At 60.3% G+C, this 26,746-nt stretch carries 13 protein-coding genes and 1 tRNA gene; 6 read left to right on the forward strand and 8 right to left on the reverse strand.

All coding sequences use genetic code 11. From position 1 onward, the window contains the following. The first annotated feature begins 234 nt into the window (after positions 1–234). Positions 235–4,023: a hypothetical protein gene (locus N3C12_00070; protein ID MCX8070841.1), complete on the forward strand. Its 3,789-nt coding sequence runs from the start codon at positions 235–237 to the stop codon at positions 4,021–4,023. An 83-nt stretch (positions 4,024–4,106) separates the two neighbouring features. Here N3C12_00070 and N3C12_00075 read toward each other — a convergent pair whose 3' ends face one another. Both N3C12_00075 and N3C12_00080 read right to left on the reverse strand, forming a co-directional pair. Then, entirely contained in the window at positions 4,107–5,375 is a 1,269-nt protein-coding gene (locus tag N3C12_00075) for a cytochrome P450 (protein ID MCX8070842.1), read from the reverse strand. Positions 5,376–5,396: 21 nt separating this feature from the next. Further along, positions 5,397–6,401: a prenyltransferase gene (locus N3C12_00080; protein ID MCX8070843.1), complete on the reverse strand. Its 1,005-nt coding sequence runs from the start codon at positions 6,399–6,401 to the stop codon at positions 5,397–5,399. A gap of 345 nt (positions 6,402–6,746) precedes the next feature. Here N3C12_00080 and N3C12_00085 point away from each other — a divergent pair. Next, a tRNA-Val gene (locus N3C12_00085) sits at positions 6,747–6,820 on the forward strand. 127 nt (positions 6,821–6,947) lie between these two features. Here N3C12_00085 and N3C12_00090 read toward each other — a convergent pair. Further along, positions 6,948–7,376 (reverse strand): hypothetical protein, encoded by a 429-nt coding sequence (locus N3C12_00090; protein MCX8070844.1) that lies wholly within the window; start codon positions 7,374–7,376, stop codon positions 6,948–6,950. Positions 7,377–7,737: 361 nt separating this feature from the next. Beyond that, positions 7,738–9,117, reverse strand: coding sequence for a hypothetical protein (locus N3C12_00095; protein ID MCX8070845.1), 1,380 nt, complete (start codon positions 9,115–9,117; stop codon positions 7,738–7,740). Between the two features lie 647 nt (positions 9,118–9,764). Here N3C12_00095 and N3C12_00100 point away from each other — a divergent pair. After that, positions 9,765–19,034 (forward strand): isopeptide-forming domain-containing fimbrial protein, encoded by a 9,270-nt coding sequence (locus N3C12_00100; protein ID MCX8070846.1) that lies wholly within the window; start codon positions 9,765–9,767, stop codon positions 19,032–19,034. A 543-nt stretch (positions 19,035–19,577) separates the two neighbouring features. Here N3C12_00100 and N3C12_00105 read toward each other — a convergent pair. Then, positions 19,578–20,696 carry an SGNH/GDSL hydrolase family protein gene (locus N3C12_00105; protein ID MCX8070847.1) on the reverse strand — a complete coding sequence of 373 codons (1,119 nt, stop codon included), beginning with the start codon at positions 20,694–20,696 and terminating at the stop codon, positions 19,578–19,580. 292 nt (positions 20,697–20,988) lie between these two features. Here N3C12_00105 and N3C12_00110 point away from each other — a divergent pair, with 292 nt between their 5' ends. Further along, entirely contained in the window at positions 20,989–21,513 is a 525-nt protein-coding gene (locus N3C12_00110) for a hypothetical protein (protein ID MCX8070848.1), read from the forward strand. A gap of 67 nt (positions 21,514–21,580) precedes the next feature. Here the strand turns inward: N3C12_00110 and N3C12_00115 are convergent, their stop codons facing one another. Further along, positions 21,581–23,206, reverse strand: a complete 1,626-nt coding sequence (locus tag N3C12_00115; protein ID MCX8070849.1) for a hydantoinase B/oxoprolinase family protein — start codon at positions 23,204–23,206, stop codon at positions 21,581–21,583. Positions 23,207–23,286: 80 nt separating this feature from the next. On the opposite strand from N3C12_00115, the gene N3C12_00120 reads away from it, so the two are divergent. Beyond that, entirely contained in the window at positions 23,287–24,792 is a 1,506-nt protein-coding gene (locus N3C12_00120) for a thymidine phosphorylase family protein (GenBank protein MCX8070850.1), read from the forward strand. A gap of 37 nt (positions 24,793–24,829) precedes the next feature. Here N3C12_00120 and N3C12_00125 read toward each other — a convergent pair whose 3' ends face one another. Together N3C12_00125 and N3C12_00130 are read right to left on the reverse strand one after the other, a co-directional pair. After that, a complete protein-coding gene (locus N3C12_00125; protein MCX8070851.1) occupies positions 24,830–25,243 on the reverse strand; it encodes a cytochrome c in 414 nt (137 codons plus the stop codon). Between the two features lie 399 nt (positions 25,244–25,642). Further along, on the reverse strand, positions 25,643–26,314 hold the full coding sequence (locus N3C12_00130; protein MCX8070852.1) for a protein-L-isoaspartate(D-aspartate) O-methyltransferase: 672 nt from the start codon (positions 26,312–26,314) through the stop codon (positions 25,643–25,645). A gap of 97 nt (positions 26,315–26,411) precedes the next feature. Between N3C12_00130 and N3C12_00135 the strand changes: the two genes are divergently transcribed. Further along, positions 26,412–26,705 carry an ArsR family transcriptional regulator gene (locus N3C12_00135; protein ID MCX8070853.1) on the forward strand — a complete coding sequence of 98 codons (294 nt, stop codon included), beginning with the start codon at positions 26,412–26,414 and terminating at the stop codon, positions 26,703–26,705. The last annotated feature ends 41 nt before the right edge of the window (positions 26,706–26,746 follow it).

Here is a 26,746-nt window from a genome sequence, read left to right on the forward strand (position 1 = left end):
TCGCGATTGCCGCTTCCTCCCCTTGCCCGTATTGCGCAGAGAACCCGAGCTGGCGGGAGACCAGGTTGTGGGGTTCTTTTGAAACTGGCTCTCCTCGCAAACCTGGGCAGGACAGCAGGCAGAGCCCTTTTGTCTGGTTGGTTTGCTGTTGTCAAACAGTCCAATTTCGTTGTAGACACCGCGGGCGAGGGAGGGATATCGGTGAAAAGGGTCGTAGCGTGGACGGCGCTTCTGGTGTGGGTCTTTGTCGCGCCGTGGAGCAGAACGTCAAAGTGTTGGGCAGGTTCTTATACGCTTTTTGAGAGTGGACCTGTACGCCCGTTAGCGCTTTCCCCTGATGGAACGAAGCTATTCGCGGCCAACATTCCCGACGGCCGCTTAGAGGTGTTTTCGATCGGCGTCAACGGCACGCTGACGCATTTGGAGTCAGTGCCGGTGGGACTCGAGCCGGTAGCGGTAGCAGCGCGCACGAACACCGAAGTTTGGGTGGTGAACCACCTGTCGGACAGTGTGAGCATCGTCGACCTTTCCAGTTCACCCGGGCGTGTCGTTCGCACATTGCTCGTGGGCGATGAGCCGCGCGATATCGTTTTTGCCGGTCCAGGGAAGAATCGAGCATTCATCACTTGTGCGCGTCGGGGTCAGAACAACCCCAACGATCCACAACTGACAACCCCAGGCGTCGGCCGCGCGGATGTCTGGGTATTTGACGCGAACAATTTAGGGAACACACTCGGCGGCACGCCGCTCACGATCCTCACGCTTTTCGGCGACACGCCGCGCGCCCTCGCCGCGACGCCGGACGGTAGTCGAGTTTACGCCGCAGTGTTTCACAGTGGCAACCAAACGACGGTGATCAACGAAGGGCTGATTTGCAACGACTCCAATAAAACCGACACCGTTGTTCCTGGTCCATGCACGATTTCTGGGACCACGGTGCCCGGCGGTCTCCCGCTCCCCACCGCCGATCATACTGGGGCTGCCGGACCTGACGTGGGCCTCATCGTGAAATGGAACGGCTCGTACTGGGCGGACAAAGCGTGCGCTGGCGGATCAAAGTATGGATGGAGCTGTAAGACCGATGCTGATTGCCCTGGAAGCGTGTGCGGTCGGAACTGGAACAATGCGGTCAAGTTCAACCTGCCGGACAAGGACGTGTTCGTTATCGACGCGATGGCCAACCCGCCCGTGCAGCTTGCGGGCAGTGCGGGTTTTTACACCGGGGTGGGGACGATCTTGTTCAACATGGCCGTTAATCCCGCCAACGGGAAAGTGTACGTGACCAATTTCGAATCCCGGAACGAGTTTCGCTTCGAGGGGCCCGGGATTTATGCCGCACAGTTCGGTGGCACCACCGTACAAGGCCACTTGGCGGAGTCCCGCGTCACGGTGCTCTCCGGAAGCAGCGTGCTGCCCCGGCACCTCAACAAACACATTAACTACGACCAACGACCGGCACCTGCGGGAGTCAAGGACCATAGCCTGGCTACACCTTTGGATATGGCCATCACGAGCGACGGGCAAACTCTCTACGTCGCCGCTTTCGGGTCGAGCAAGGTCGGCGTGTTCAATACCAGCGCCCTAGAAAACGACACCTTTGTTCCGAACAACGCGAACTACATCAGTGTGAGCGGTGGTGGACCTGCGGGTTTGGCCCTGCACGAAGGTTGGCAGCGACTTTATGTGCTCACTCGATTCGACAACGGTATCGCCATCGTCGACACGAGCACGAAAACGGAGATCGACCATGTGTCTCTCTACAACCCGGAACCACCCAGCGTAGTGAACGGCAGGCGCTTTTTGTACGACGCTTTTTATACGTCGAGCAACGGCGAGGCTGCCTGCGCCAGTTGCCACATCTTCGCCGACCTCGATAGCCTGGCGTGGGACCTGGGAAATCCCGACGACGAAACGCAAACCAATCCCTTACCGGTCAAGCTTGCCTTTGCCATCGGTTCCGGAACATTCAGGGACTTTCACCCCATGAAGGGCCCGATGACCACTCAAACCCTGCGCGGACTGGTCAATCACGGCGCGATGCACTGGCGGGGTGACCGCAACGGGGGATCGCAGTGGAACAACCCCGACCTGGCCTTCAAGGCCTTCAATGTAGCTTTTCCTGGACTGCTGGGGCGGACTGCCGAACTCACGGCCGCCGAAATGCAGGCGTTCACAGATTTCATTCTACAGGTGAAACTTCCACCCAATCCAATTCGGAACTTGGACAATTCGCTCACCGCGTCGCAGCAAAACGGGCGGAATTTCTTTTTCGGCCCTCGCCGAGCGGACGGGCTAAACTTCGGTACCGATGGTGCAGACAATGCGCTCGGACATACGTGCAACGGGTGCCACGTGACGAACAGGGCGCAAGGATTTTTTGGTACCGACGGCAAAGCCAGCTTCGAAAACGAACCGCAAGTGATCAAAATCGCCCACTTGCGGAACCTTTACCAAAAGGTCGGCATGTTCGGCATGGCAGCCGTTTCCTTCTTCAACGCCGGTGACAACGGGCACAAAGGGGATCAAATCCGGGGTTTCGGTTTCCTGCACGATGGCAGCGTGGATACTCTTTTCCGGTTTCTTAACGCTACTGTGTTCAACGACCAGAATGGCGTGGGGTTCAATGGCGGAGGCCAGCAGCGACGGGACGTCGAGCAGTTCCTGTTAGCGTTCGATACGGATCTCTTTCCAATCGTCGGCCAACAAGTGACCCTCACCAACACGAATGCGGCCCAGGTGAACCCGCGAATCGACTTGTTGATCCAGCGCGCCGCGGCAGGTGAAACGGACCTGATCGTGAAGGGCCGATACAATGGGCACTTGCGCGGCTGGTATCGCACTGCGGCCGGGACGTTCCAGCCGGACCGAGCTAGTGAGGCGCCCTGGACGGATGCCGCGCTTCGCGCCGTTGCCGCGGTGTCGGGGCAAGAACTCACGTACACGGCGGTGCCTCTTGGCTCGGCAATCCGCCTGGGTGTGGACCGTGACGAGGACACTTTCTTCGACCGCGATGAACTCGATGCCGGCTCGGACCCTGCGGACCCGAACAGCACCCCTCCTGCGGCAACACCGACGGCAACTCGCACGGCGACCTACACCCCCTCGGCAACACCGACCAATACACCTCTTCCCCCGACGAGCACATTCACACCCCTGCCGCCGACGCCGACGTTTTCTCCCACCTCCACTCGGACGGCGACGCGCACCCCATCGCCAACACCAACCCCCACTTTCACGCCCACGCCGACTGCGACAGCGTCTCTCACTTCGACACCCACGATGACCATCACACCCGGAGGGCCGACCCTCACGCCGACAAACACGCCGTCACCAACTCTAACGTTCACGAACTCACCCACGCTGACGCCGACACGAACTTCCTCTCCGACTCAAACTCCCACGGAGAGTCCTACCCCCACGCTGACTTGGACCCCCACTTGGACTCCAGAACCCACCGTCACACCGACGCCGATGCCGGACGTGTTCTGCGACGGGAGCAGCCAACTGAGTTCGCCGCGCCTGAAAATTACCAAACTCTCCACGCCGGCCGGTGATGACAATCTGACTCTGACCGGATCCTGGCTGTTGTCGCCGGCGACTCCGGCACCGAACCCGGTGACCGAAGGGCTCCGCTTTGCCATTTACGATTCTTCAGGGGCATTGGTTTTCCAAAGAATCATACCCGGAGGCGTTGCCCTGTCGCGTTCCCAACCGGGGTGGTCGCTGAGTGTCGACGGCCATGTCGCCAAGTACAGCGACACCTATGCTTTGCAGGGAGACATCAAAAAGGCCGTCGTCAGAAGCTCTCGCCTTACACCGGGACTCTTCACGGTGAGCATCACAGGGAAGCTGGGCAACTTCGCCGTTGCGCCGAGTCAGCTTCCGCTTCGGGTCACCATTGTTCTGGGCAATCAGACGCGAGCACTGCTCGGCCAGTGTGCGAGCTACGCGTTCAATGGTCCGGACGGGCTGCGGCCACGCTGCAGCATCTCTAGCACCGGCAGCACAGCCATGTGTCGCTAGCCGGAACGCAGGCTGGGTAGTCTTGAACGCACTACCCAGCCTGGATTATTCGACCCTACTCCGACCGTCGACCCGACCGCGAACTACGCAACCTTAAAGCGCATTCGCACGGGCATCCGTTTCGGGCCACCCACGAAGGAAGCCTGCAAGCGCTCGACCGGCCCCGCAAGCTCGACCGCATCGATGCGCTTGGCGAACTCGCGGAAGAACACCTTGATGTCGAGGCGCGCCAAGTGGGCCCCGAGGCAAAAGTGCTCGCCGACGCCGAACCCCAAGTGAGGATTCGGCTCGCGATCCAATCGGAAAACAAAAGGATCCGGAAAAACTTCCTCGTCGCGATTGGCCGAGGGATAGAAGAGAGCCACGGAATCACCCTTGCGAATCTTCTGGCCGCGCAACTCATAATCGACGGTTGCCGTGCGCGAGAAGTGGATGACTGGCGTGGTCCAGCGCACGATTTCGTCGGCACCCGTCTCGATGAGATTCGGGTTTTCCCGCAACTTGGCGAACTGATCTCGGTGTTCCAAGAGTGCGAGCAAGCCACCCGAAATGGAGTTCCGCGTGGTGTCGTGTCCCGCCACCATGATTAGAAAGTACAAGGAGAAAAGCTCAAACTGCGGTACCGGTTTGCCATCGATCGTGGCTAGCGCGAGCACGGTGGAAAGGTCTTCCCGTGGGTTCTTTCGTCTGTCCTGCGTGATTTCCTCTAGGTAAGAGAACGCCTCGTAAAGAAAACCAAGGCGATCCTCTCGCGTTTCCCCCGGGCGCTGGAATTCCGGGTCCTCGATTCCAAAGTTCTCGTTGGTCACGCGCAAAACAAATTGTTCCCGCTCCCGTGGAATACCGAGGATTTCCGTGATCATGCGCAGCGGCTGCAGGGCGGCCACGTCGCGCACAAAGTCGCACTCCACCCATTCTCCCGGCGGGGCTAGCGAGCTGAAAATCTCATTGGTCAGCTCGACCAAGCGGTTCTCGAGCCGTGCAATCGCGCGCGGTGTGAACCAGCCGCTCACAAGTTTGCGGTACACGCGATGCTCCGGAGGATCCATGTTCACGAGCATCCGCAGGGGCGGGTCCTCTTCCAACTTTGGGCCCTGCATGTCTGCATCCGGGAACAAGATAAAACGCCCCGCGCTTTTGAACTTATCGGGTTGCGTGGACACTTCAATGATGTCCGCATGTTTGGTCACGGCCCAAAACGGGCGGTAACCGGGCGGTTGCATGTAGCAAACCGGCGCTTCACGGCGGAGCCGGGTCCAAGCGGCATGCGGGTAGCCATGCTCTCCGTACGTGCGCGCACTGATGATGTCTAGTTGCTCCAGCGGAATCGACTCTACGTGCGGATCCATCATGGGCGCTTCTCTCCGATAGTGTCAGCTCAACCAACGCTGGACGATGCCATCGATCAGTACTCCTGCCAAGTAGAGGCCACCGAACCGCCGCGCATGTTGAAAGGCAAATGCCGAGTACCAGAGCGGCCAGACGTTGGGAGGAAATCCGTCCGGTGGAGCGCTCGGTCGCGCCTGACGCAAGACGCCGCTCAGCAACCGATACCAAGAAGCTGCTCCGAAGACCAACAGTACGGGCCAGCCCAGGCCCCCAGAGACGACCAGAGCGACCGTGACCACATACGCCGCAGTGCAGAGCAGCCAAGTTGTGCGACGCGCGCGTTGCTCGCCGAGGATCACGGGTAGGGTGCGAATCCGCTTCGTGCGGTCTGCCTCGATCTTGTCGATATGCTTACCGAACAAAACGGTGGTGGCTGTAAGGGCCACGGGCAAACTTGCCAACATCACGGTGTCATCAAATCGGCCCGTGATCACATAGTAGCCGCCGCCAACCATGAGAGGTCCCCACACAATCAGGACGGCCACTTCCCCGAGCCCGATGTATTTGAGCGGCCACGTGTAGAACAAGACAAAGAATGCCCCAGCCAGCAGCAACCAAAGCACGGGCTCGCCGCGCCAAAAGAGCAACGTTAGCCCGGCAAGCAAAGCCAAGAGGCCACTCACAGCAATGTATGCCAGCATTTGGCCCGTGGTCAACAACCCGTGCTCCAGCGGCTGCGGTCCGTATTGGGCACGGAAGTAGTTGTCTCGATCCACACCCTTCCAGTGGTCGGTGAGGTCATTCACCAAGTTGTTCGTCGCATGAGCTAGCAACAGCCCGGCTGTCAGTACGAGCCAGCCGCCGAAATCGAACGCACCGTTGCGCCAGGCAAGCAGTCCTGCCAGCGCAGCCGACACGAAGGTCATCACCAACACGGCTGAGCGGGTGGCGATTAGCCAGCGCGAGACCACATCGAGCTCTTGCCACTCCTCGCGCGAGATGCGGGGAATGACCCGCACTGCTTTCGCCCACATGGCAACGTTCACCATAAGCCTTCTCCTGTGGCCGTAGGGTACCCGATTCGCCGCCTCGGGCAAGGGTTCGCCGCAAAGCCGGGGTGAAAGGACAGAGCCCATGCGAATTCCTGAACTATGCACGACAGCGCCTTTGCCATCGAGCGCGAATAACGGGACACCGTGCCGCAAAGTTTCTCCCTCATAGTCCTACCGGCAACTCGAAGCAGCACCACGCCGACTCGGACGTCACGCGCAGAGGACACAGCCGCCCCAGCTCCGGTACAGGTTGGCAGCCGAACGCGGCGCGCTCGCAAGTATACCGAGGACGCAGCGCTTGCAGCTTCTGAGGCAGTGTGTTAGCGGCGCAGCCTTGCGCTTGGTCGCATAGCTCAGCTGGTTAGAGCGCCTGCCTCACATGCAGGAGGTCCGTGGTTCGAGTCCACGTGCGACCATTTTGACTCAATTTTTTCCCACAAGCCACTCGCGCTTCCACCCTTGGCGTGAGCCCTTGCCATCCCCAGGTACCCACACCAAGGGTGGCGGTCTGGCTGCTCCGACGCGTTCACTTGCGCAGCCGGCTTACCGCTCGCTCAAGCGGCGCACATTGTTCGGTGCAAACGGACTCTCATAACACGCACCATCTGACTGGTGCAGTTGCACCACTACGGCTTCGCGCGCCCCCCAAAGCGCCTGGTCGACGATTGCTTTCGGAAGCTGAGCTAACGCGCCTCCGAGGGACACCTTAATGCTGGAGCGCCCAGCCGCACCGGCTCGCAAGACCGCGCGTTGGAAGCCGTCGTTGGAGCCCCAGGGATCACGATACCGGTACGCGGTCCTCGTCGCTGTCCACAGAGACGCACTTGGCTCCACCCACGCAGCAACTTTGAGCTCCCGGTCGTCGTAGAGGCAGAGCGCGTACGAGGTGGACCCAGACACGGGGTCACCGAAATCACTGAAGGTGCGTGCGGGCCCCCGAGTAAACGACCACGTCAGCGAAGAACGATTCACGTTTGTTGAATCCGCCAGGCTCAGTTCGCTCGCCCCGCTCGTCAGACAATTCGTCGCAGGAGTCTTGGGACAAACCGTGGTCGAGGACGCGCAGCTTGTAAGTCTGAGGATACCCCAACACTCCACTTCGCCATTCGACCTTTGCCCCCACGTCGATCCACCCCCAGCCCCGATCGTAGTGAAGTTCACCCCACGCGGGGGCAGACTCTGCCCATACGTGTTCGAGCCCCAGCAGAGCACGCGACCATCCGGCCTAAGTCCACAAGCGTGTTCATCGCCTGCGGCCAACTTTGTGAACACCACACGGGCTGGGGGCGACGCCTGCCCTCGCTGATTTCGCCCCCAGCAACGGACGCTGCCGTCAAGCAACAACCCACAACTGGTGTTCCGCCCCAGTTACCACTTGTTGAACCACCAACCCCAATGGAGCGGCAGCTTGTCCGTAGTTGTTCGCGCCCCAGCAGGTCACGGAGCCATTTTCTCTCCGGGCGTAATTGTGACGATGACCCGCGCTCACCTCCACCAACCCACCGCCGCTCGGGGGAGACGCCTGCCCGTAATCGTTATTGCCCCAACACACAAGACTCTTGTCGTTCTTCAACGCGCAGGCGTGGTCTTGCCCCGCCGCGACGGACTGGTGGTCACTGCCGACTGGTGGGGACGTTTGCCCGTTGGATCCAGATCCCCAGCACACAAGCTGGCCACCGACTGCGACACCACATACAAAGCTGAACCCCTGAGACACTTGTTGCAGCGGCGGCAAACCGGGTGGGGGGACTAGCGAGAGGCAGCCCACCGTGCCCGTGCTGCCCAACTCGCAGAGCCATTCATCGCGGACGCTAAAGCTCGCTGGCGCCAGCGACCCCGGTGCCACCGTTGTGGCGCCGTTGAAGTCGCCCCAACACACCGGCTCCCCAGCACTGTTCAGCACACAGGAATGTGCGAAGCCCGCTGCCAATGATTGGTAACCGCCGCCCGGAGGAACCCCTAGCTCGCCGCTAGAGCTTCGGCCCCAACACAAAATCGAGCCATCTGCCCGACGCCCACAGGAGTGGAGCGCCCCGAGCGCCAACTCCTCAAAGGTCTCGTTCGTTGGTGCTTGCGACTGACCAAAGCCATTATGACCCCAGCAAATCGCCTTCCCATCCCCAGCTCGAATACCACTAGTGTGCAGGCCCCCTGCGGCTATGAACTGAAACGCGATCCCTTGGGGAGGAGTTGTTCGCCCGTCATCAGGCTTGCCCCAGCACGCCGCAGAACCGTCTGCCCGCAAACCACACGTGTGATCTGCCCCGCAGGCGATTTGTTGGAATAGCTCGCCCACTGGGGCATCTGCTTGCCCCCAGTAGTTCGCTTCCCAGCACGACACGACCCCGTCGGAACGCAATGCACATGAATGCTCGGCCCCAGAGCAAACGGACGTCCATCCTGCACCAGCGGGAGCATCAAGCTGTCCGGCGAAATTTGCCCCCCAGCAACGAAGCGCACCGTTGGTTTCGAGCCCGCAGTCGTGGTAATCACCGGTACTCACCTCGGACCACGACACGCCGGATGGCACGATCAACTCGCCCCGTGTCTGTCTACCCCAACAAAGGGCAGTTCCATCGGCGAGTAAACCGTAGGTGTGGTGGCCACCGGCCGCAAGCCGTGTAAAGGCACAGATCGCCCCTGCGCGCGATGCAATCTGCGGCAAGCACCAGCCGAGCAGGATCACAGCGTCCAGGGCAACTTTGAGCCACACTGACTTCAAACGACGTGCCTGCACGTGACCCGGTGAAGGCGAGGATTGCTGTACGCTCTTCGATGGTCTCTCGCACATAAACCTCCTGCCGAAACCATCCCCGAGCAAATTACCGCAAGTCTCAACCAAGGCTATCTTGTGCAAGTATCCGACCATGCATGCAAGCGAAATTCGAAAGCCCTCCGTGCACCCCAATCTGCCGGAACAGCTGGAGCTCAGATGCCGCAAGTTCACGACCAGCCTCGGCCCGAAAGGCTGGTGCACCCATCGCAGGCTTGGTGTTCGGTCACCCGCGCGATGACACTGGCGTCGCCACCATTTCATTGCTCGGATCAACGCCGTACAGGTGGAGATGCATGTGTCCCGTCACCCGCGCTACCTCCGTGGGTGATTCGACACTCCTCCAGTCCAGTCCGAGCTGGCCAAGCGCAGCTCTGGGTCCTCTGCAGCCGTTGCTGACAGATTGCGTTCCCAGCGATCTGTCCGGGCCGTGCCACAACCAGGCAGCGTTTCCTCGGACGCCCCGCTCCCGCACACGTATCAGCGGCGCTTCTGGACGAGTAAGCAAATTCTCCTTGTGTAGAGGTTGGAGGGCCCTTAGACTGTGTCACAAGCTTTCAAAACGGCCACGTATCGCGGAGCGAATTATGTACGAAATCAAACAAATGTGGGCTTTTCCGGCCCGACTCCTATTGTCATGCGCGCTGGTCGCACTCGGAACCGCCACTGCGGCCGTGGCAGCGCCCGTTCCTACTGCCTCGCTGTCCGTTCCAGGCAATGTGCTCATTGGCGAGTCCTTCACCTTCACCATCAGCTTTGACAACACTTCACCGTCGGACGTCGGCTATGGCCCCTACATCGACCTCGAGCTCCCAACGATCGGTGCCGACGGTGCCGGGCCAGCAACGGACGACGGCATCACCTTCGTGTCAGCCACGTACCTCACGTTCCCCGTCACGGTTCAGGTTCTCACGTGCCCGGTCGCAAGCCATCCCTATACTGGGTTGCCGGTTACCTGTACCGCCGGTAACCAGCTTGTGGTCATGGAACTCCCGTTTGGGAGCTTTACCAACGACCAGCCTCCGGCGGACATCACGGTAAATGCAACGCTGAGCAATTTAGCTGATCTCGGAGTTCCGCTTCCGATCCGAGCTACCGGCGGCTTCCGCTTCGGGGCAGATCCGCTCGACAATCCAACCACCGACCCACCGATCCTCGGCGCGACGCAAAGTGCCAATGTGACGCCCACGCTGTTGACGCTCGCGAAGTCGTACAACGGGCCGGAGGATGAAACGGCTACGGGGCCCAACTTCCCGCGACGGTATACGATCACCGTCGATGTGGCCAATGGGCAGACGCTGTCCAACTTGGACGTTGCCGATTTTCTTCCCAACAATCTCGCGTTCTTATCGGTAATCTCTTTCACGCCGGGCACTGGCTCGGTGCTCGTCACGCCTCCAATTGGGGTTGCTGCAAACCCGCCCAATAACCGCCTCACTGTGCGATTCCCTGCTATCGTCGGAGGAGCGGGCCCCGATGCGACTGTGGTGTTTGAGTTTTTCGTGCCCCAGTTTGATGCCAACGGCAATCCGGTGATCGACCCGAACTCCGGCGACGACGTGGTGTCAGTGAATCAGGCTCGAGCCGAGGCCGACTGGGTACCCATCGACAGCCGCGACCCGACCACGCACATGGTGGAGGATCCAGCCGGTCCGGAGCACATTCTCAACGATCGGTCCGTCGCCATCCAGAAGTCGGTGGCTTTCGTAACCGATATGCCGCCGGCTGGGCTGTCTCCCGGAGATGTCCTGGAATACACGCTCGAATTTCAGATTTCGGACTTCTTCGCGTTCACCAACCTGCGGGTAGAGTACGACACATTGTCTGACGGGCAGCGGTTCGACACGACCTTCACCCCAACCCTGTCGGTAACGGAAAACGGAGCGACGAGCTCGGGCCCCTTCGACTCTGCCAATTATTCGGTCACGTTGAACAGCCCAGGTACGGGAACCTCGGACGTGTGGTTCAACATTTCCGGAGAATTGATCACACGGGGCTTCTCCGGGCGACTTCTCGGGGGCCTCGTGCCCGACGGTGGAGCTCCGAACGATGGACCGACCGTGGGGACGATCCGCTATCGGGCGTACGTTCTCGACCAGTACTCGGACAACTTCCCCTCTGGTGACCCGAGCCTCAACAGCCGCGACAGCATTTCGAACGCCGTGCGCATCGTCGGCGACGTGCTCAACAACGCTACGTTGACGCCCACGGGTTTCGACGAGGATGACGGTAGTAGCGCAGGACTCACTGTGCCTATTGGGACGCTCACGAAGAGCATCTACGCACGCAATGGCGTTATCGGCTCGTTCACGCAGATCGCGCCGGGAGATACGGTAACGTTCCGCTTGCACTATGTCATTCCGACCGGAGACGTTGAAGCCTTACGGCTAGTCGACTGGCTCCCTTTACCAGTGCTGCTGGCGACAGAGGTCAGCACATTCAACGACGTGGTGTCGAGCACGCCGCCGGCGGCGGGTACGGCCCATTTCGGGCCAGCGGATACCTTCCGGGCACTATCCGGGATTGTCCCAACGGTTTCTGTGGACTCCACTGCAAATTCCGTAGAGTTCACCTACGGAACCTTCGCCAATCCCGCCAATACCCCCGCGACGGTCGACATCCTCTTCACCGTGACGGTCTCCGCGGCTCCATTTGCGGACCGCCTCTTCCTCACTAATCAAGTGCGCGCCTACGAGCAAAATACTGTAATTGAGCGTGCCAGTGCCGACGCGATTGTCCAGTTTCAACTGACCGAGCCGGTGATCAATTGGTCGAACATCAAAGGCGCAGTGGCGAGCTCGAACCCGCTAGCTACATTTTCGCCCCCCGTGGTGGGTCCCGTATCCTTCACGCCACCCGGGAGCGGTTGTCCCCGATTTTCTGGGACCATTCACTCGAACGGGCTGAGCACGAACCCGATTCGTAGCGACGTGGCGAATGTGGATGCCGGAGATCTCGTGACCTTTGCCATCGTTGTCGAAAACACCGGCACGGGATTGCACGGGGCGTTCGATGTCCGGTTGCGCGACACTTTGCCTCCCGGTTTTTCCATTCCTCCTGGTGGTCCCAATCTTTGTGTGACAGACGGAACCGGCGCGCCAGTCACTTATGTTCCCCTAGGTGCAGGTTTGTTCGACCCGGCTGGCGGGATCGAGCTGGTAGACCCAGGGCCGACATCCACACCAGCAGGAGCGCTCGATCCCTACGATCCCGCAAACGGGCGCAACGTCGTCGTGATCACATTCGACCTGCGTCTCGACGGTCCTGGCGACGCAAGTCCGGTTACACCCCGAAAAACTCTGACCAACACGGCCACGCTCTTCAATTACGCGGGCGCCGAAGGCGGGCCCGACCACACCATCAATGACGGGACGGACACAGCTACGGCGACCACGGCGTCGCCCGCAGTGCAAAAGCTCATCCAGTCCATCGTGCCGAACGGAACTGGCGGCTCGAGTGTAACGGCTGGTGACGTGATCACCTATGCAATTAACGTTACGTTGCCAGAGGGACGAACCCCGGGACTCACCCTCACCGATCGCCTGCCCGCTGGGTTCGAGTATGTCACGGGATCCGTTACCGTGATTCCTGGCACGTTTAACGGCTCGGTCACCGGCACCCCCTCTGTGGCTATTTCCGGGAGCATCGCCACGGGACAAATTGTGACCATCAGCTTTGGCGACGTCACGGTGAACGCCGACAACGATCCGACCACAAATACGTTCCAAGTCACACTTGCCGCGCTCGTGCGCAACGTCGCTCAAAATTCCGGAGCATCGAGTCCGCAGACAAAGACCAACCGCGTAGACTTGAACTTCACAGGGAATCCGGGAGGCATTCTCACGTCAACGGTCAGCACAACTTTCCGCGAGCCGAGACTGACCCTGTCGAAGAGCATGAGTCCTGCAAATCCAGATGCAGGTGACCTTGTGACGATCACGCTCACGGTGACGAACACTGGGACCTCGCAAGCGCACGACATTGTCCTCACGGATACCCTGCCTACAGACCTGTTTGACCCCACGCCTCTTCTATCGGTGAACGAGGGCACGACACCGACCGGATTCGTGTATGCGTACGCTCCTCCCACGGTTGCGTATACTGGTGGGCCGATTCCGGCGGGAGCCACGCGAACCTTCACATTCACCGCACGGGTTCGCAACGACGTTGTCACGGGGTCGACGTACGTGAACGGTGCGAACGTCGTCGGCGACTCGCAAGCCGGCAGCGTACCGGAACAACGTTCGACGACTGCAAGCGCAACAGCGAGCGCCACCGTACCAGCCACAACGGCGAGCAAAGCGGTGCAGGCCACGTCGGAGCCAAGCACCGACCCGGGGGATGCGAATGTGAACAGCAACCCGCCAGTAGCAATTGGCGAAGTTGTGACCTTCCGTCTCCATTTTACGATTCCAGAAGGGATTACCCGCTCCGTCACCCTCGCGGACGCTCTGCCCTCAGGCCTGCAGCACATTCCTGGCACTGCCTACCTGTCGCGCAGCAGCACGGCGCTCACGAGCGCCGCCAATCCTGGGAACATCAACAGTGCTGCTCCTGGAGTGCCCGTACCGGTAACTCTAAGCGGCACGACCGGTGAAGTCACTCTTGCTTTGGGCGACGTGACCAACGCTGACAACAACAACACCACGAGCGAACAGTATACCCTGACGCTCAATGTGGTGGTCGAGAACTCGGCGACCAACAATGCGGGCACGAATCTCACCAATGTCGCGCGGATCCGCTTCTTGAACTTCAACAACGTTCTTCAGCAAGTGAACACGAACACCCGCACCGTGCATGTGGCTGAGCCGATCCTCCAAGTAGACAAATCGGCCGCCCCGCTTTCGGTGGAAGGTGGAGACACCGTAACGTTCACGCTGGTGATTGCGAATGCGGCCACGGGAACGAACGCCGCCAGTGCATTCAATTGGACGGTTTCTGACCCCTTGCCGTCATTCTACACCTCGCCAGCAGTGAGTTCAGTCAACCCCGGAAGCTCAGGGGCTACCGTGGCAGCCGGGTTCGTTGGGAACACGCTGACTGTAACGATCGATCAGCTGGACCCGGGTGAATCGGTCACCGTTGTGTACACAGCCGTGGTTGTTTCAGGAGTCCCGTTCAACCTCGTCATCACCAACACAGCGACCGCGGCGGCAACAAGTTTGCCGGGCACCAACGGCACCGGTGGCGTGACGCCGGGCGCCCCGGGCTCTGCGACGGGAGAGCGCACAGGCAGCGGTGGCGTGAACGACCTGACAACTGCGGATTCCGCGCAAGTGACTGCGCAAGGGCCCGCGCTGTCAAAGAATACGGTCAATCCACAGCCGTACGTGCCCGTGGAAGGCACCGCCACGTTTCGGATTGTCGCGAGCGCACCAATCGGCACAACAACGAACTTCGTGGTGTCGGATACCTTAGCCACCGGCTTGTCCTATGTTCTTGGCTCCCTGACAGTCACACTACCGCCTGGCGCAACAGCATCGAATGCGCCCCTTGTCGACTCGAACGCCAGCTTCTTCACGCAGTCCGGTAACAACTTGCAGTTTAACTTCGGCAACCTGACGGTTCCGGCCTCAGGGAACATCGAGATTGTCTACGACGTCCAGGTGCAGAACGTGCTCAGCAATCAGGATGGGGTTCTGCTCGGCAATTCTGCCTCGATGTCCTACTTTGATCCGAACACGAGCGGGACCGTCAGTCTTGGCCCCGTTTCCACTCCAGACCCAGTGCGGGTAGGTGAGCCCAACCTCAACATGACAAAGGTGGTTGTCTCCGGCGGAGTTGGCGCGGACGCTGGAGATACGGTTCGCTGGCGCGTGCGGATCGAAAACACCGGACATACCACTGCGTATCAATTGGATTGGCGTGATGTTTTGCCGGACGGGCTCTACCAGATTAGCAATGTCGCGGTAACCCCAGCGGGGGGTAACGTGTTCCTGAACGGCACCAGCACAACCGTCACTGCGGCACACGCGGTGGTGAGTACGACCACGAACAGCAACGACACGATTTCCGTCCCGCTCCTCCAAATGGAACCAGGAGCCTCATTGGAGGTGGAGTTCGATTCCGTCCTGATGAACACTGTGACCCCTGGGCAAGTGCTCAACAACGCTACCCGGGCTAGCTACACGAGCCTCGTCGGTGGCGGACGCGATAACTCCAGCAACCCTGGCGGCGTCGACGACGACGATAACTCTCAACTGAACAACTACGAAGAGTCGGCGAGCCAATCGATCACAGTCGCCTCTCAAGTGGCGGTGGACAAAACCGTTGGCGCCCCCTCGTACACCATTGGCGAGGAGGTCGTTTATACGATCCGGATTTCTCTCATCGAAGGCACAACTCCCAGCCTGGTGCTAACCGACATTCTGCCCGTGGGTCTCACGTACACTGGCCACACGATCTCCTTCGGCCACATGGGCATGGTGGCAACAAACCCAACCTACAACACTCGTCTGGGCAGCGGGCAGACCGTGCAGTTCCAATTTGGTGACGTCGTCAACCCTGCCACCGGCAGTGCGACCGATGACTTTGTCGACGTTCAAATTCGCGCACGTGTCGATAACGCCGGAAGCAACCAAAATGGCACTGTGCTGCGTAACGGCGAGCAGTCCGAGGGTTCATTGGTCACGGTGGACTATGGGACTGGCACGCCAACGACCGTGACGTTTGACCACGATGCGGGCACTCCGGGCGTGCAGGGTGTGCCGGTGACCGTCGTCGAACCAGAGCTTGAAGTCGAGAAAACCGTGAGTCCACCTGCGCAATCCCTTGGCGACGAGGTTCAATACACCATCACTGTTCGCCACTTGGCGACGAGTACGTCCACAGCATACGACATCGTCATTCAAGACACGTTGCCCTCGGGGCTATCGTACATCGCGGGTTCTGCAACTCTGCCTCCCGGGGACGTGACAGTGTCTGGCCAGAACCTCACCTTCCGCATCGCTGCCCTTACGGTGACCGCCGGATCCACGTCATTTACCTACCGTGCGCGCGTGGAGACGTACGCCGTCGTGGGCGACCAGCTCACGAACAATTTGGCCATGACGTGGACAAGCCTACCCGGCGCCTCCGGGGCACCGGACAGCGGGCGCGACGGTAGCGGCGGAGTCAACGACTACGTCGCGGGCGACTCCGCATCGGTGACCGTCGGTGGAACGGCTTTTATCGATGCCATCAAGACGGTCGTTGACCTCAATGGCGTCGAGGTATTACCGAACGATGTCCTCGAATACACAGTCCAGCTCGTGAACGGTAGCGAGTCGGTGGACAACGTCGTGTTCACTGACGTTCTCCCTCCCTACGTTACCTATGTTCCTGGAACGCTGACATCGAGCGTCGGTACGGCGACGTTCAGCGGTGGTACGATCACAGCGACGATTCCGAACCTACTTCCGGCACAGGTGGTCACGATTACCTTCCGGGTCACGGTCGATCCTGGCACCCCGAAGGGGACCGTGATTTCGAACCAGGGACTGGTGGATTCTGATCAAACCAGTCCCGAGCCGACGGATTGGGACGGCAACGAGGGAAACGGCGATCAGCCGACCGTCGTGATCGTTAAAAACAGCGCGCGGGGTCGCTTAAGAGCCACGAAAACCGTCGGCTTGCTGTTCGACACCGTTGCGCCTTCGGGAACGATCAACGCCGGAGACACGGTGCAGTACCAAATCACACTCTTTAACGATGGCCCCGTCACCGTCGAACAAGTCAGTTTTACCGACGTGGTTCCACTTGGCCCGCCGGGTGTCGTCGTGACAGCGATCAGTACGACGCAGGGAACCGCACCACCTCCATCGAACAATGTGGTCATTTCCGATATCGGGTCGATTCCACCTGGAGGCACGGTGCGCATCTTTATTACCGGCGTCGTGAACGGCGATGGTCTGTTTTGCAATCAAGGGCTGGTGCAGGCACGGCAGCCTAGCTCGACGACTACAGATGAGAACGGCAATCCGAATGACGGAGCTCAGCCGACTTGCCTCAACGCAGCACCAGCCGGGATGATCGGTGAGCCCGAGCTTACGGTAGATAAATCGTTCCGTATCGTGTCCGACTCGAACCTAAGTGGCGGGGTGAATCCAGGCGAGGTTCTGGAGTACACGCTCACCATCGTGAACCGCGGAAGCAGTAGCGCCACGGATGTTCGCGTCGATGATACATTCTCACCGCAACTGGTATTGATTCCCGGCAGTGTGGTCACCTCCCAGGGAGCGGTGGTCAGCGAAAATCCGCTGCTGGTCAACATCGGAATTTTGGAGCCGGGAGATGTTGCGGTCGTCCGCTACCTGATGACACTAGGCGCGGCGTCTCCTGGAACGCTGGTACAAAACACCGCCACGGCCCGCGACGCAGAAGGGGACAACGCCTCGGATTCTGCAAGCTTTAGCGTGCAAACTCCGTTCATCGACCTCAGCATCGAGAAATCGCATACAGGCACCTTCCGCGTAGGCGAGACGGCTACCTACACCTTGGTTGTTCGCAACGTCGGTATGTTGCCGACCTCGGGCACCGTAACCGTGACCGATTCCCTGCCCAACGGATTGACCTACGTGTCCGCAACGGGAGCGGGCTGGTCGTGTAATGCGAGTGGCCCACTCGTTACGTGCACGCACGCAGGGGTGCTCTCACCAGGAGAGTCGCGGACAATCGTGTTGCAGGTGTCTGTGCGCAGCGCGGCCTACCCGACCGTCACCAACACCGCCACGGTCAACACTCCTGGCGATGCGAACAGCGCCAACAACACGGATTCGGATGCGACGCTCATTCGGCTCGCTCCGGGAGGCAACCCGCCGCCTTGTGGCATCGACCTGCGCAAGAGCCACACGGGCACGATCGAGCCCAACGCGGAGGTCGTGTACACGTTGTCCTGGACAACCGATTGCGCAGAGCCGCTAGTCGACTTGATCCTAACGGATGTGGTCCCAGGAGAGTTAGAGATCGTCAGTGTGACCAGCACCTCGGGCACCGTGAGCGTGGATGGGCAAACGGTTACGATCCGGATCCCGAACCTGTCTTCCGGCCCGGCACAAATGGCCACCATCCGCGTACAGGTGCGACCGAGCGTACCCAGTGGAACCTTGGTCGAGAACACAGCAGTGATCGAAGACGTGTACGGACGGAGGTTCTCCGCGCAGGACTCCTCCCGCGTGCGCGGCCTCCTGACGACCCGCAAGCGCTGCTTCCTCCGAGCACAAAGATACGCGGCACCGGGACGATACATTACATACACCACCCGTTACTGGAGCTTTGATCCGGGACAGCGGCGCGTTTCCCTCGAACTCCCCGACTGGCTCGAAGTCCAGTCCATCTTCCCAGCGCCGAGCGCAATCGACCGCAATCTCTACATTTGGGACAACCTGCCCCCCACGGCTGGAAAGGTGCGCATAACGACCAAAGTGTCGCCTGACGCTCCAGATGGCCTGCTCCTTCCTGCGCTTGCTGAAGTGACAGACAGCGGTGGAGCCGCCGAGGTGGGCCGATGCACGCACGAGAGCGTGGTCCGCCGGCCGCAAAAATTGTTCGGATCCTTGAAGGCGAACAGCAAGATCTTCCCAAATGCTGCCATGACCTACGCTGCACGCTACCGAAACGGGGTGGAGCCGCTTCACATGAGCGTGGTCCTACCCTCGGAGGTTCAGCTCTTGAGTTCTTCACCCGAACCGGTACGAACCGACGGAAACGTCCTCTTCTTCGAAAACCTGCCTCCGCCAGCGGGCATCGTCAAAATCAAAGTTCAAGTCGGTGCGTTACCGGCCGGAGCGGCTCTCGCCGGGCGACTGACATTGACGGATGGCACAGGAACGGTAGTGGAGTCGCAGCATACGACCGAGGTGCGCGCTGGTAACCGGTAAGTTCGGCGGCCCAAGCCACGGTCTCAGTGACGGGGATGGAAACGGTATCCGACCCGTTTCCATCCCCTTTGAGCGGCCTCAGTTTGAGCCTCCAGGGTTAGATCCCAGCCCTGCAAGTCCTCGCAACCTGGGCCGATGGCACATCAGCCTGTCCTGAAGTCCTTTCCCCCAGTTGCGCCCCGGGGAGGGCCTTGACACTCCGAACATCTCCGGGGGGCCCGCCGGAACCGCCGAAATTTCCACCACGGCCTGGCGCACTCGGGCTCACCGGCCGGCGGACGAAGCAACGAACAACGTACCGCGCGGCCTTGCACGCGATTTCCAGACAATTTCCAACCCTATCAGCATTACCGCATCGCCTGCCACTCGGTGGATGTAGCGATCTATGCGGCCACGGCGTCTCCCCCGGGAGATTGCGGGACATTGGCCAGCCATGCTGCCACAGGGCGTACAAAGATATGGGTCCGTACGTTCCCGGCGAATAAACCCTCGCGGCAACAAGGTTTGCAACTGGAGACCCTGCCTCTCCTCTTGTTCGCGGCTTCAGCCATTCAGACCGCCCTTTTTCGCTGTCGAACCCGAGGCAACCAGTTGATCCAGCAGGAGGCCTGCTTCGATTTGGTGGCCCAGAAGTAAGGGGTGAACCACGTCGGAATCGTCGAAGAGCTCCTTCGGGTTGTAACCCTGATACGCCAGCGCGGCGTCAATCAAGAGCACCCCGAGCTCCTTTGCCACGCGGCGCGTAGCCTCCCTGTACATTTCGTGAACCTCCAAAAGTTCTTGAAAGGACTTGTGTCCGTTAAAGAACAACGCTCTGCGGGCCGGTGCCCCAGGGGGTAGAGACTCGAAACGCGCGAGTTGCCCCGGGAGACTCAGCGCATCCGGCGCAGTGATAAACCAGACTTGTGCGCCCCGTGAGCGAGCAACTTGTGCCAGGCGACGAAGATAATGCTCGTACTCCGGCAAAGGCACTGACGGTTGCCACGAGGTCGGCGGCCGCGGTGGGGCTGTCTCAGAGCTGTTGCGATACGTCAACTCCATGCCGAGTCGACGAGCAAAAGCGTAGAGCTCGGTGGTTAGCAACCAATCCTCAGCTAGCAGGAGAACAGGGCTTACAGGCTCGCGGTAACTCAGCTGGGCCAACCTCCCGCCGGCGAAATGATCGTTCCAACCAAAGCGCACGGTGACCAAGTCTGGACGAAGCGAGCGTAGTTTTGACCGCAGGAGCAACAGTGCCTGAAGTGTCGAATATCCTGGCACCCCAGCATTAATCACTTGCAACCTGCCTTCGCCCCATCGTTCCGCTCCGCGGCGCGCAAGCAGCTCCGGATACGGCGCAGACAATACGGTCTTGGGATCCGGCAGGATTCCGAAGGTACAAGAGTCACCCAGAGCTAACACCTGGACTTCTCCCCGCTTCTCCCGCGTAGGATCGGGCCCCCGCAAGCCCAAGCGGTTTAGCTTTACACCAAGCTGCTCAAAGTATGGACTCGCGCGAAAACCGAGCACTGGGTCACAAACCCAGAACACCGAGTTCAACGGTACGTTGCAGCGCTCTCCCCAACCGCCCCAGCGCAAAATCCCCTCCACCACAAGGACGAGGAATAATGCCGGCAGACTTCCGACGAATGCTTTGGCACAGATCGACAGAAAGGACCGCATACACCCTATCCTTTCATTTCATTAAAAGCTTGCGTCGCTTGTGTACCACCGAGCAGCAGCCTCCCTACGGGCCGCCCCTAGTCACTGGGGTCGCGCTCTTCTTCACCCATAGAGCGCAAACCCGGCGCGCTGCGCACATACCACGCACCACGCCCCGAAACAATTGCTGCGTCCAAACCGTCACGGCTGGCTACCCCAGCAAATTTGCCCCATCACCTGCCGTTGAGCACCAGGCGCCGGATCGTCGAGAGATTCATGACGCAGTGCATTGACATTTGTGACGCGTGGCGTTATGAAGGTGCCGGAGGTGACGGACATGGCGGCCAAAGCGGCTACAAAGCGGGTACTCCAAAAGGAAGAGAGGAATTGGTTCGCGCAAGCCGCATCGACGCTGCGACGGGTGCGCTCGCCCGAAGAGCTGAACAACGAGGTCGCTCATCTATGGAAGGTGCTGCAACAGCGCTGGGTGCGCCTGGCACGGGAGGTTCGGCGCGAGGGCGCTCAGCTCCTGTTGACAGCGGAGAAACAGGTTCGCAGAGAATTGCAGCGAGTGCGCGCTCAGGCAGAACGTCTCGTCGAGCCGCTGGAAAACAACGTAAAAGGGGCGCTGCGGCGTATGCGCAAGCAGGTAACACGGCTGGAGGCAATCGCGCGCCAGAGTGGCAACCGGCTCCTGGTGCAGCAGTTCGAGGTGGCCCCTCGCAAAGACGTCGAACGACTCCGCGAGCGTGTTGCCGCGCTGGAGAAGCAACTGGCACGGCTGGCAAAGTCGAAACGAGAAGCGCAAGCGCCGCCGGTGCAAGCAACAACCGCGTAAAGCTTCCCTGACCCTCCCTTCCCTCCCGACCCCGCACGAGGGGGGTAGTTCCGTACGACCCCTCGGGCTATCTCCCTCGTGCCCCCTTCCTTCCACCCCATCCGCCGCCTCCCGGGGTTTCTAAGCGCAAGCGGTCGTTTGGTTCCAAGGTTACCGTGACCTTCGATGGGAGCCGTTGCTTGCGCAAGGCTCCTCCGTGGCCGGTGCGAATCAGCCAATTGCGGCCCGGCCTTCCGGGCCTCCCTCCGCGTAGTCCCCACGGGGCATAACGCCGGCGCTCCGTCAATAAGCTTGCACGCAGGCGCACGAGCGCCTCGATCTCGCGCACGACTCCGCACCCACCGGGATGTAACCCGGCTCCACCTGAGGCCTTACGCAAGGAGTAACGCGTCACCCTCACAGGGAAGTGCGTTTCCAGCGCTTCGATCGGGGTGTTCCAGGTATTGGTCATGTGCGTGTGTACGCCTGAGGCGCCTGCGCGCTGAGGTCCACCGCCAGCACCCCCGGCAACGGTTTCATAGTAAGTAAAGCGATCCCCATCTGTAGAGAAGCTTCCCCCGAGCGCCAGGTTATTCATCGATCCACAGCTGGCCGCTGGAACCACCTCCGGCGCAGCCTGTGCCAAGGCGCGCAAAATCGCGTCAACGATGCGCTGCGAGGTTTCGACGTTGCCACCGGCAACCGCTGCAGGAAAACGTGCGTTCACAATCGAGCCCTCGGGAGCGACCACACGCACCGGGCGTGCAAATCCAGCGTTGGCGGGGATTGCACCTCGGGCGAGCAATTGCAGGCAGTATAGTACGGCAGCCCAAGTAATGGCCAAGTTGGCGTTCACCCCACCTTGCACCTGCGCAGCGCTGCCCGAAAAGTCGAACGTGATGTCCTCGCCATCGACAGTGACCGCAACAGCAATGGGAATCTTCGTCTTGTCCATCCCGTCATCGTCGAGATGGTCACGTGCACGGTACACACCGTCAGGTAGTCGCTGAATCAGCACGCGCAGAAGTCGCTCGGAATACGCTTGCAAAGCTGACATCGCTGCGGCCAGCCGTCGTTCACCGACGGTAGCGATAAGCTCGGTGATCCGCCGGCTCCCGACGCGCAAAGCCGCAAGCTGCGCAAGCAAATCGCCTCGCCGCTCCTGCGCCGCACGCGTATTTGCCGCGAAAAGGGTGAACACGTCATCGCACCGTTCACCAGCGCGCACCAAGTGAACCGGCGGTAGACGCAACCCCTCTTGATAAATCTCCTCGGCCAGGCCCATCGAGCCAGGGAAGGATCCGCCAATGTCGGAGTGGTGCGCTCGCGCAGCCACAAAAGCCACAGCGGTGGGGCGCTCTTCCACGTAAACGGGAGCGACCAATGTCACGTCGGGCAAATGGGTCCCTCCGGAGAACGGATCGTTCAGGATCACCACGTCACCCGGAGCCAGTTTGCACTGCTCCAATGCAGCGTTAACCGCCAACTGCATCGAGCCCAGGTGCACCGGAATGTGTGCGGCTTGGGCGGTGAGGGCGCCTTGCGCATCAAACACCGCGCACGAGTAGTCGCGTCGCTCTTTAATATTGGGGGAAAACGCCGCCCGACGGAGCACCAGGCCCATCTCTTCCGCAATGGCAGCGAGTCGGTGCCGGTAAACCTCCACGGCGATCGCGTCGATCTTCGTTGCAATACCTGCGTGCTCACTTGCCATGCCTTTCCTTCTATCTGCGCTCTCGCGCCGCTGCAAAACGCCTTGCGACGGTGTATGCTCTGCACGCTTCCGGGTAAGCAATGTTCAAACTGCGCCGCGTGGGTATCGATACACTCAGTGAACATGTGGTCTTCATCCACGAAGAGGCCGTGATTGCCGGCAACCTCGGGTTTCGGCCTCTGGATCGAGTCCGGATCTGGGGTGACACGGGGCTGTCCGGCGCTGAACGGGAGATCACCGGGATTCTCAACTTTTGCACCGACCGGCTCGTGAAGCCCGACGAGATTGGCCTTTCCGAGGTCGCCTTTCGGGATCTTGGTTTACAGGAAGGCGCCGTAGTGCACGCGGCCCACGCCCCAGCACCGAAGAGCGTCGACTTGGTGCGTAGCAAACTTTGGGGGCAGGTGTTGAATGAAGATGCCTTTACCCAGATTCTGCGGGACGTGGTGGCGCATCGTTACTCGAAAGTGGAGCTTTCGATGTTTGTGCTGGCCTGTGCCCTGCGGCCCATGGAGCTCGAAGAGCTGGTCTCCCTCACAAAAGCGATGATTTGCACTGGCACCACGTTGCGCTTCTCGCACACACCCATTGCCGACAAGCATTGTATTGGGGGCATCCCTGGTAACCGTACAACAATGGTGGTGGTTCCGATCTTGGCCGCATTAGGGCTTACCGTACCGAAGACCTCCTCACGCGCGATCACCAGCCCCGCAGGCACGGCCGATACTATGGGTGTGCTTGCCAATGTCGCGCTCGATCCGCCTGCACTTTATCGGGTGATCGAACGAGCCGGGGCTTGCATCGCCTGGGGCGGTGCACTCGGACTCGCGCCCGCTGATGATATCCTGATTACCGTGGAACGACCGATGGAGATCGACACCGAGGCGCAAATGGTTGCCTCAATCCTGTCAAAGAAGAAGACTGCGGGAGCCACGCATGCACTCTTGGACATTCCCGTTGGCCCCAGCGCAAAGGTGCGCAACTTGGAACATGCCCAGCGACTGGGCACGTTGTTCCAATCCGTCGCCCGTCACCTAGACCTTCATCTCGAGGTCACGATTACGGATGCCCACGGGCCGATTGGTTGGGGGATCGGCCCCCGTCTTGAGGCGTTGGACGTGCTCGCGGTACTACAGCGCGAACCGCAGGCACCGACGGACCTCAGAGAAAAGTCCCTATACCTGGCAGCACGGATTTTAGAGCTGACAGGCAAGGTGCCTGGGGGACACGGATACCGCGCCGCCGTGAGTGTACTGGATTCGGGCAAGGCGTGGGAAGCGTTTCAGAAAATTGTTGAGGCACAAGGAGCGCGGCCGCTGCCTCCTGAGGCAAGATTTCGGGTCGAGTTTCCCTCTCCCGCCGACGGCAGGATTCGCGCGATCCACTGCTGGCATATGGCGCGCGTGGCGAAACACGCGGGCGCACCAGCCCATGCAAGCGCTGGAGTCCGCCTCCTCCGGACGGTGGGCGACGTCGTGCAGCGAGGTGAGCCGTTATTCGAAATTCACGCCCAAAGCGAAGCGCAGCTCAACTTCGCCCTCGAATACGCCCGCAGTCGTGACGACCTTATCAGCTTTGGCTTCTGATTCTTTGAATTCCCGGAACCAAGCGCCGGCACCCAGCTCACTTCTCCTGAATCGAGGCAAGGTACTCGGTAATCAAGAGCACTTTCCCACGAATGTTGGCCTCCTTGTTCATCGCCCCCGGCACCTCTGAGGCAAAGATCTCACCCCACACTGGCATGTCCGGATCCCCGTGAGCGCGCATGGTTTCGCGCCCGTCGATGATGCGAATCACCCGCATGAAAGGGAATTCTCCGTTATTTTTCTTTGCCAGTTGCGTCAGGTCTGCTGGCCGCGGGTTCATCAAGTGAGAAACTACCCCGTCACCCTTGCCGCTCTCCCCATGACAAGCGGAGCAATAACGCAAATACGCCTGCTTTGCCGGCGGGATGGGCTCCTTTGCTGACACCACACTCGCCCCTGAGACGAGTCCGGCCGACGTCGCAAACCCCACCAACACCCTAAACCAATTCATCGTGCACCTCCTTCAGTCATTACGCCGCAATCGACGGCTGCGCAGCCGACAGTGGTGGGCGATACTCCAACGAGCGCCAGTTGCCAAGAGGGACAAAACGAAGTCTCTCTTCAAGCCCCGGAGGGTCGTCTGCTCGGCCCCGAGCAACGATTGTCACCCGTCAGGATACCACCGAACCGCCACCCACCGAAAATCGCGCCGAGGCCAACAGTCGGATCGCGAAACCACGTAAGTATTCTCGCTTCCTTCTCGAAGCTTTGCGAGCGTGTCCGCCACGAGCCGCGGCCTAACGCACGATTTGCGCCCGTCGGACTCGTGATACTCCGGGGGGCTGAATTAGCCGGCACAGCCTCAGAGCGCCAGAGGCGACCGGCTTACCGCCGAGCCTCAGTGCGTCCCCTAGTGTCGGGTTTCCTTGCTCCGAATTGCCCCGCGCATGGGCACAAACGCCACAGCCCCGAAGCGTTCCACTTTGGTACTTCCGTCCTCGAGTTTGCGGACACGCACCAGCGTCTCGCCCCACCCTTCTTCCAAGGGCATAACGATCACACCGTTCGGCTTGAGCTGAGCGAGCAGCGGCTCAGGAACTCGAGGTGCAACGGCGGTAATTATGGTGGCATCGAAGGGCGCCGCTTCAGGCCAACCAAAAAATCCATCCCCAGCTCGGACATACACGTTGTTGTAACCCAAGCGCGCTAGACGTTGCCGCGCTCCTTCAGCCAGTTCGGGGTCGATCTCGATTGAGTACACCTCCTGGCAGAGCTGGCTCAACACTGCGGCTTGGTATCCTGAACCCGTCCCCACTTCCAGCACTCGCTCCTTGCCGGTGAGGCCCAACAACTGTGTCATGAGGCCGACAATCAGCGGCTGGGAGATGGTTTGCCCCTTGCCAATGGGGAGCGCGCGGTTGTCGTAGGCAGCGTCACGATCATGCGGGCGAACGAACTCTTCCCGTGGTACCTTGCGCAGGGCGTCGATCACCCGCGGATCGGTTACCCCTTCGGCACGGAGCTCTTCGAGCAAGCCGTTCTTGGCCTGTTCCAAAAAATCGTTCGAATTCTCCTGTGGCATTGCGTTGCAAGCGCCAGTCAAACAGATTGCCAGCAGCACGAGAAGCCCCTCGGCACACTTTTGGTGTCGGAGGGAGACTGTGCAGTCCATCAAGCCCATGGCGGAGACGATTCGACAAGGTTTGCTTCGACTGTTGCGCGGGGAGCCCAAGAGCGCAAGGGAGCTCTCCCAAGCGCTCGGTATACCGGAGAAAGAGGTCGTCCATCACCTCCGTCACGTCCCACGCTCGCTAGCCCACGGAGGCGAACAACTCTCGGTGGAACCGGCCGAGTGTCTGGCCTGTGGCTTTCGTTTCCAATCGCGAGAACGCTTGTCGCGTCCGACCCGCTGCCCCCGTTGCCATGGAAGCCATCTGAAGGCACCACGTTATTCCATCACGGGTCGCAGCTAAAAACACCACGGCGGCAGAGCCGCTGGGGCCAGCCGCCGTGG

The sequence above is a fragment of the Candidatus Binatia bacterium genome, assembly GCA_026415395.1.
Classification (GTDB): domain Bacteria; phylum Desulfobacterota; class Binatia; order HRBIN30; family HRBIN30; genus HRBIN30.

What these genes read in the sequence shown, in the direction of transcription:
- N3C12_00100 (MCX8070846.1), top strand. Translation starts at nt 9,765, where the DNA reads ATGTACGAAATCAAACAAATGTGGGCTTTTCCGGCCCGACTCCTATTG.
- N3C12_00075 (MCX8070842.1), bottom strand. Translation starts at nt 5,375, where the DNA reads ATGATGGATCCGCACGTAGAGTCGATTCCGCTGGAGCAACTAGACATC.
- N3C12_00120 (MCX8070850.1), top strand. Translation starts at nt 23,287, where the DNA reads ATGTTCAAACTGCGCCGCGTGGGTATCGATACACTCAGTGAACATGTG.
- N3C12_00130 (MCX8070852.1), bottom strand. Translation starts at nt 26,314, where the DNA reads ATGCCACAGGAGAATTCGAACGATTTTTTGGAACAGGCCAAGAACGGC.
- N3C12_00115 (MCX8070849.1), bottom strand. Translation starts at nt 23,206, where the DNA reads ATGGCAAGTGAGCACGCAGGTATTGCAACGAAGATCGACGCGATCGCC.
- N3C12_00105 (MCX8070847.1), bottom strand. Translation starts at nt 20,696, where the DNA reads ATGCGGTCCTTTCTGTCGATCTGTGCCAAAGCATTCGTCGGAAGTCTG.
- N3C12_00135 (MCX8070853.1), top strand. Translation starts at nt 26,412, where the DNA reads ATGGCGGAGACGATTCGACAAGGTTTGCTTCGACTGTTGCGCGGGGAG.
- N3C12_00080 (MCX8070843.1), bottom strand. Translation starts at nt 6,401, where the DNA reads ATGGTGAACGTTGCCATGTGGGCGAAAGCAGTGCGGGTCATTCCCCGC.
- N3C12_00110 (MCX8070848.1), top strand. Translation starts at nt 20,989, where the DNA reads ATGAAGGTGCCGGAGGTGACGGACATGGCGGCCAAAGCGGCTACAAAG.
- N3C12_00125 (MCX8070851.1), bottom strand. Translation starts at nt 25,243, where the DNA reads ATGAATTGGTTTAGGGTGTTGGTGGGGTTTGCGACGTCGGCCGGACTC.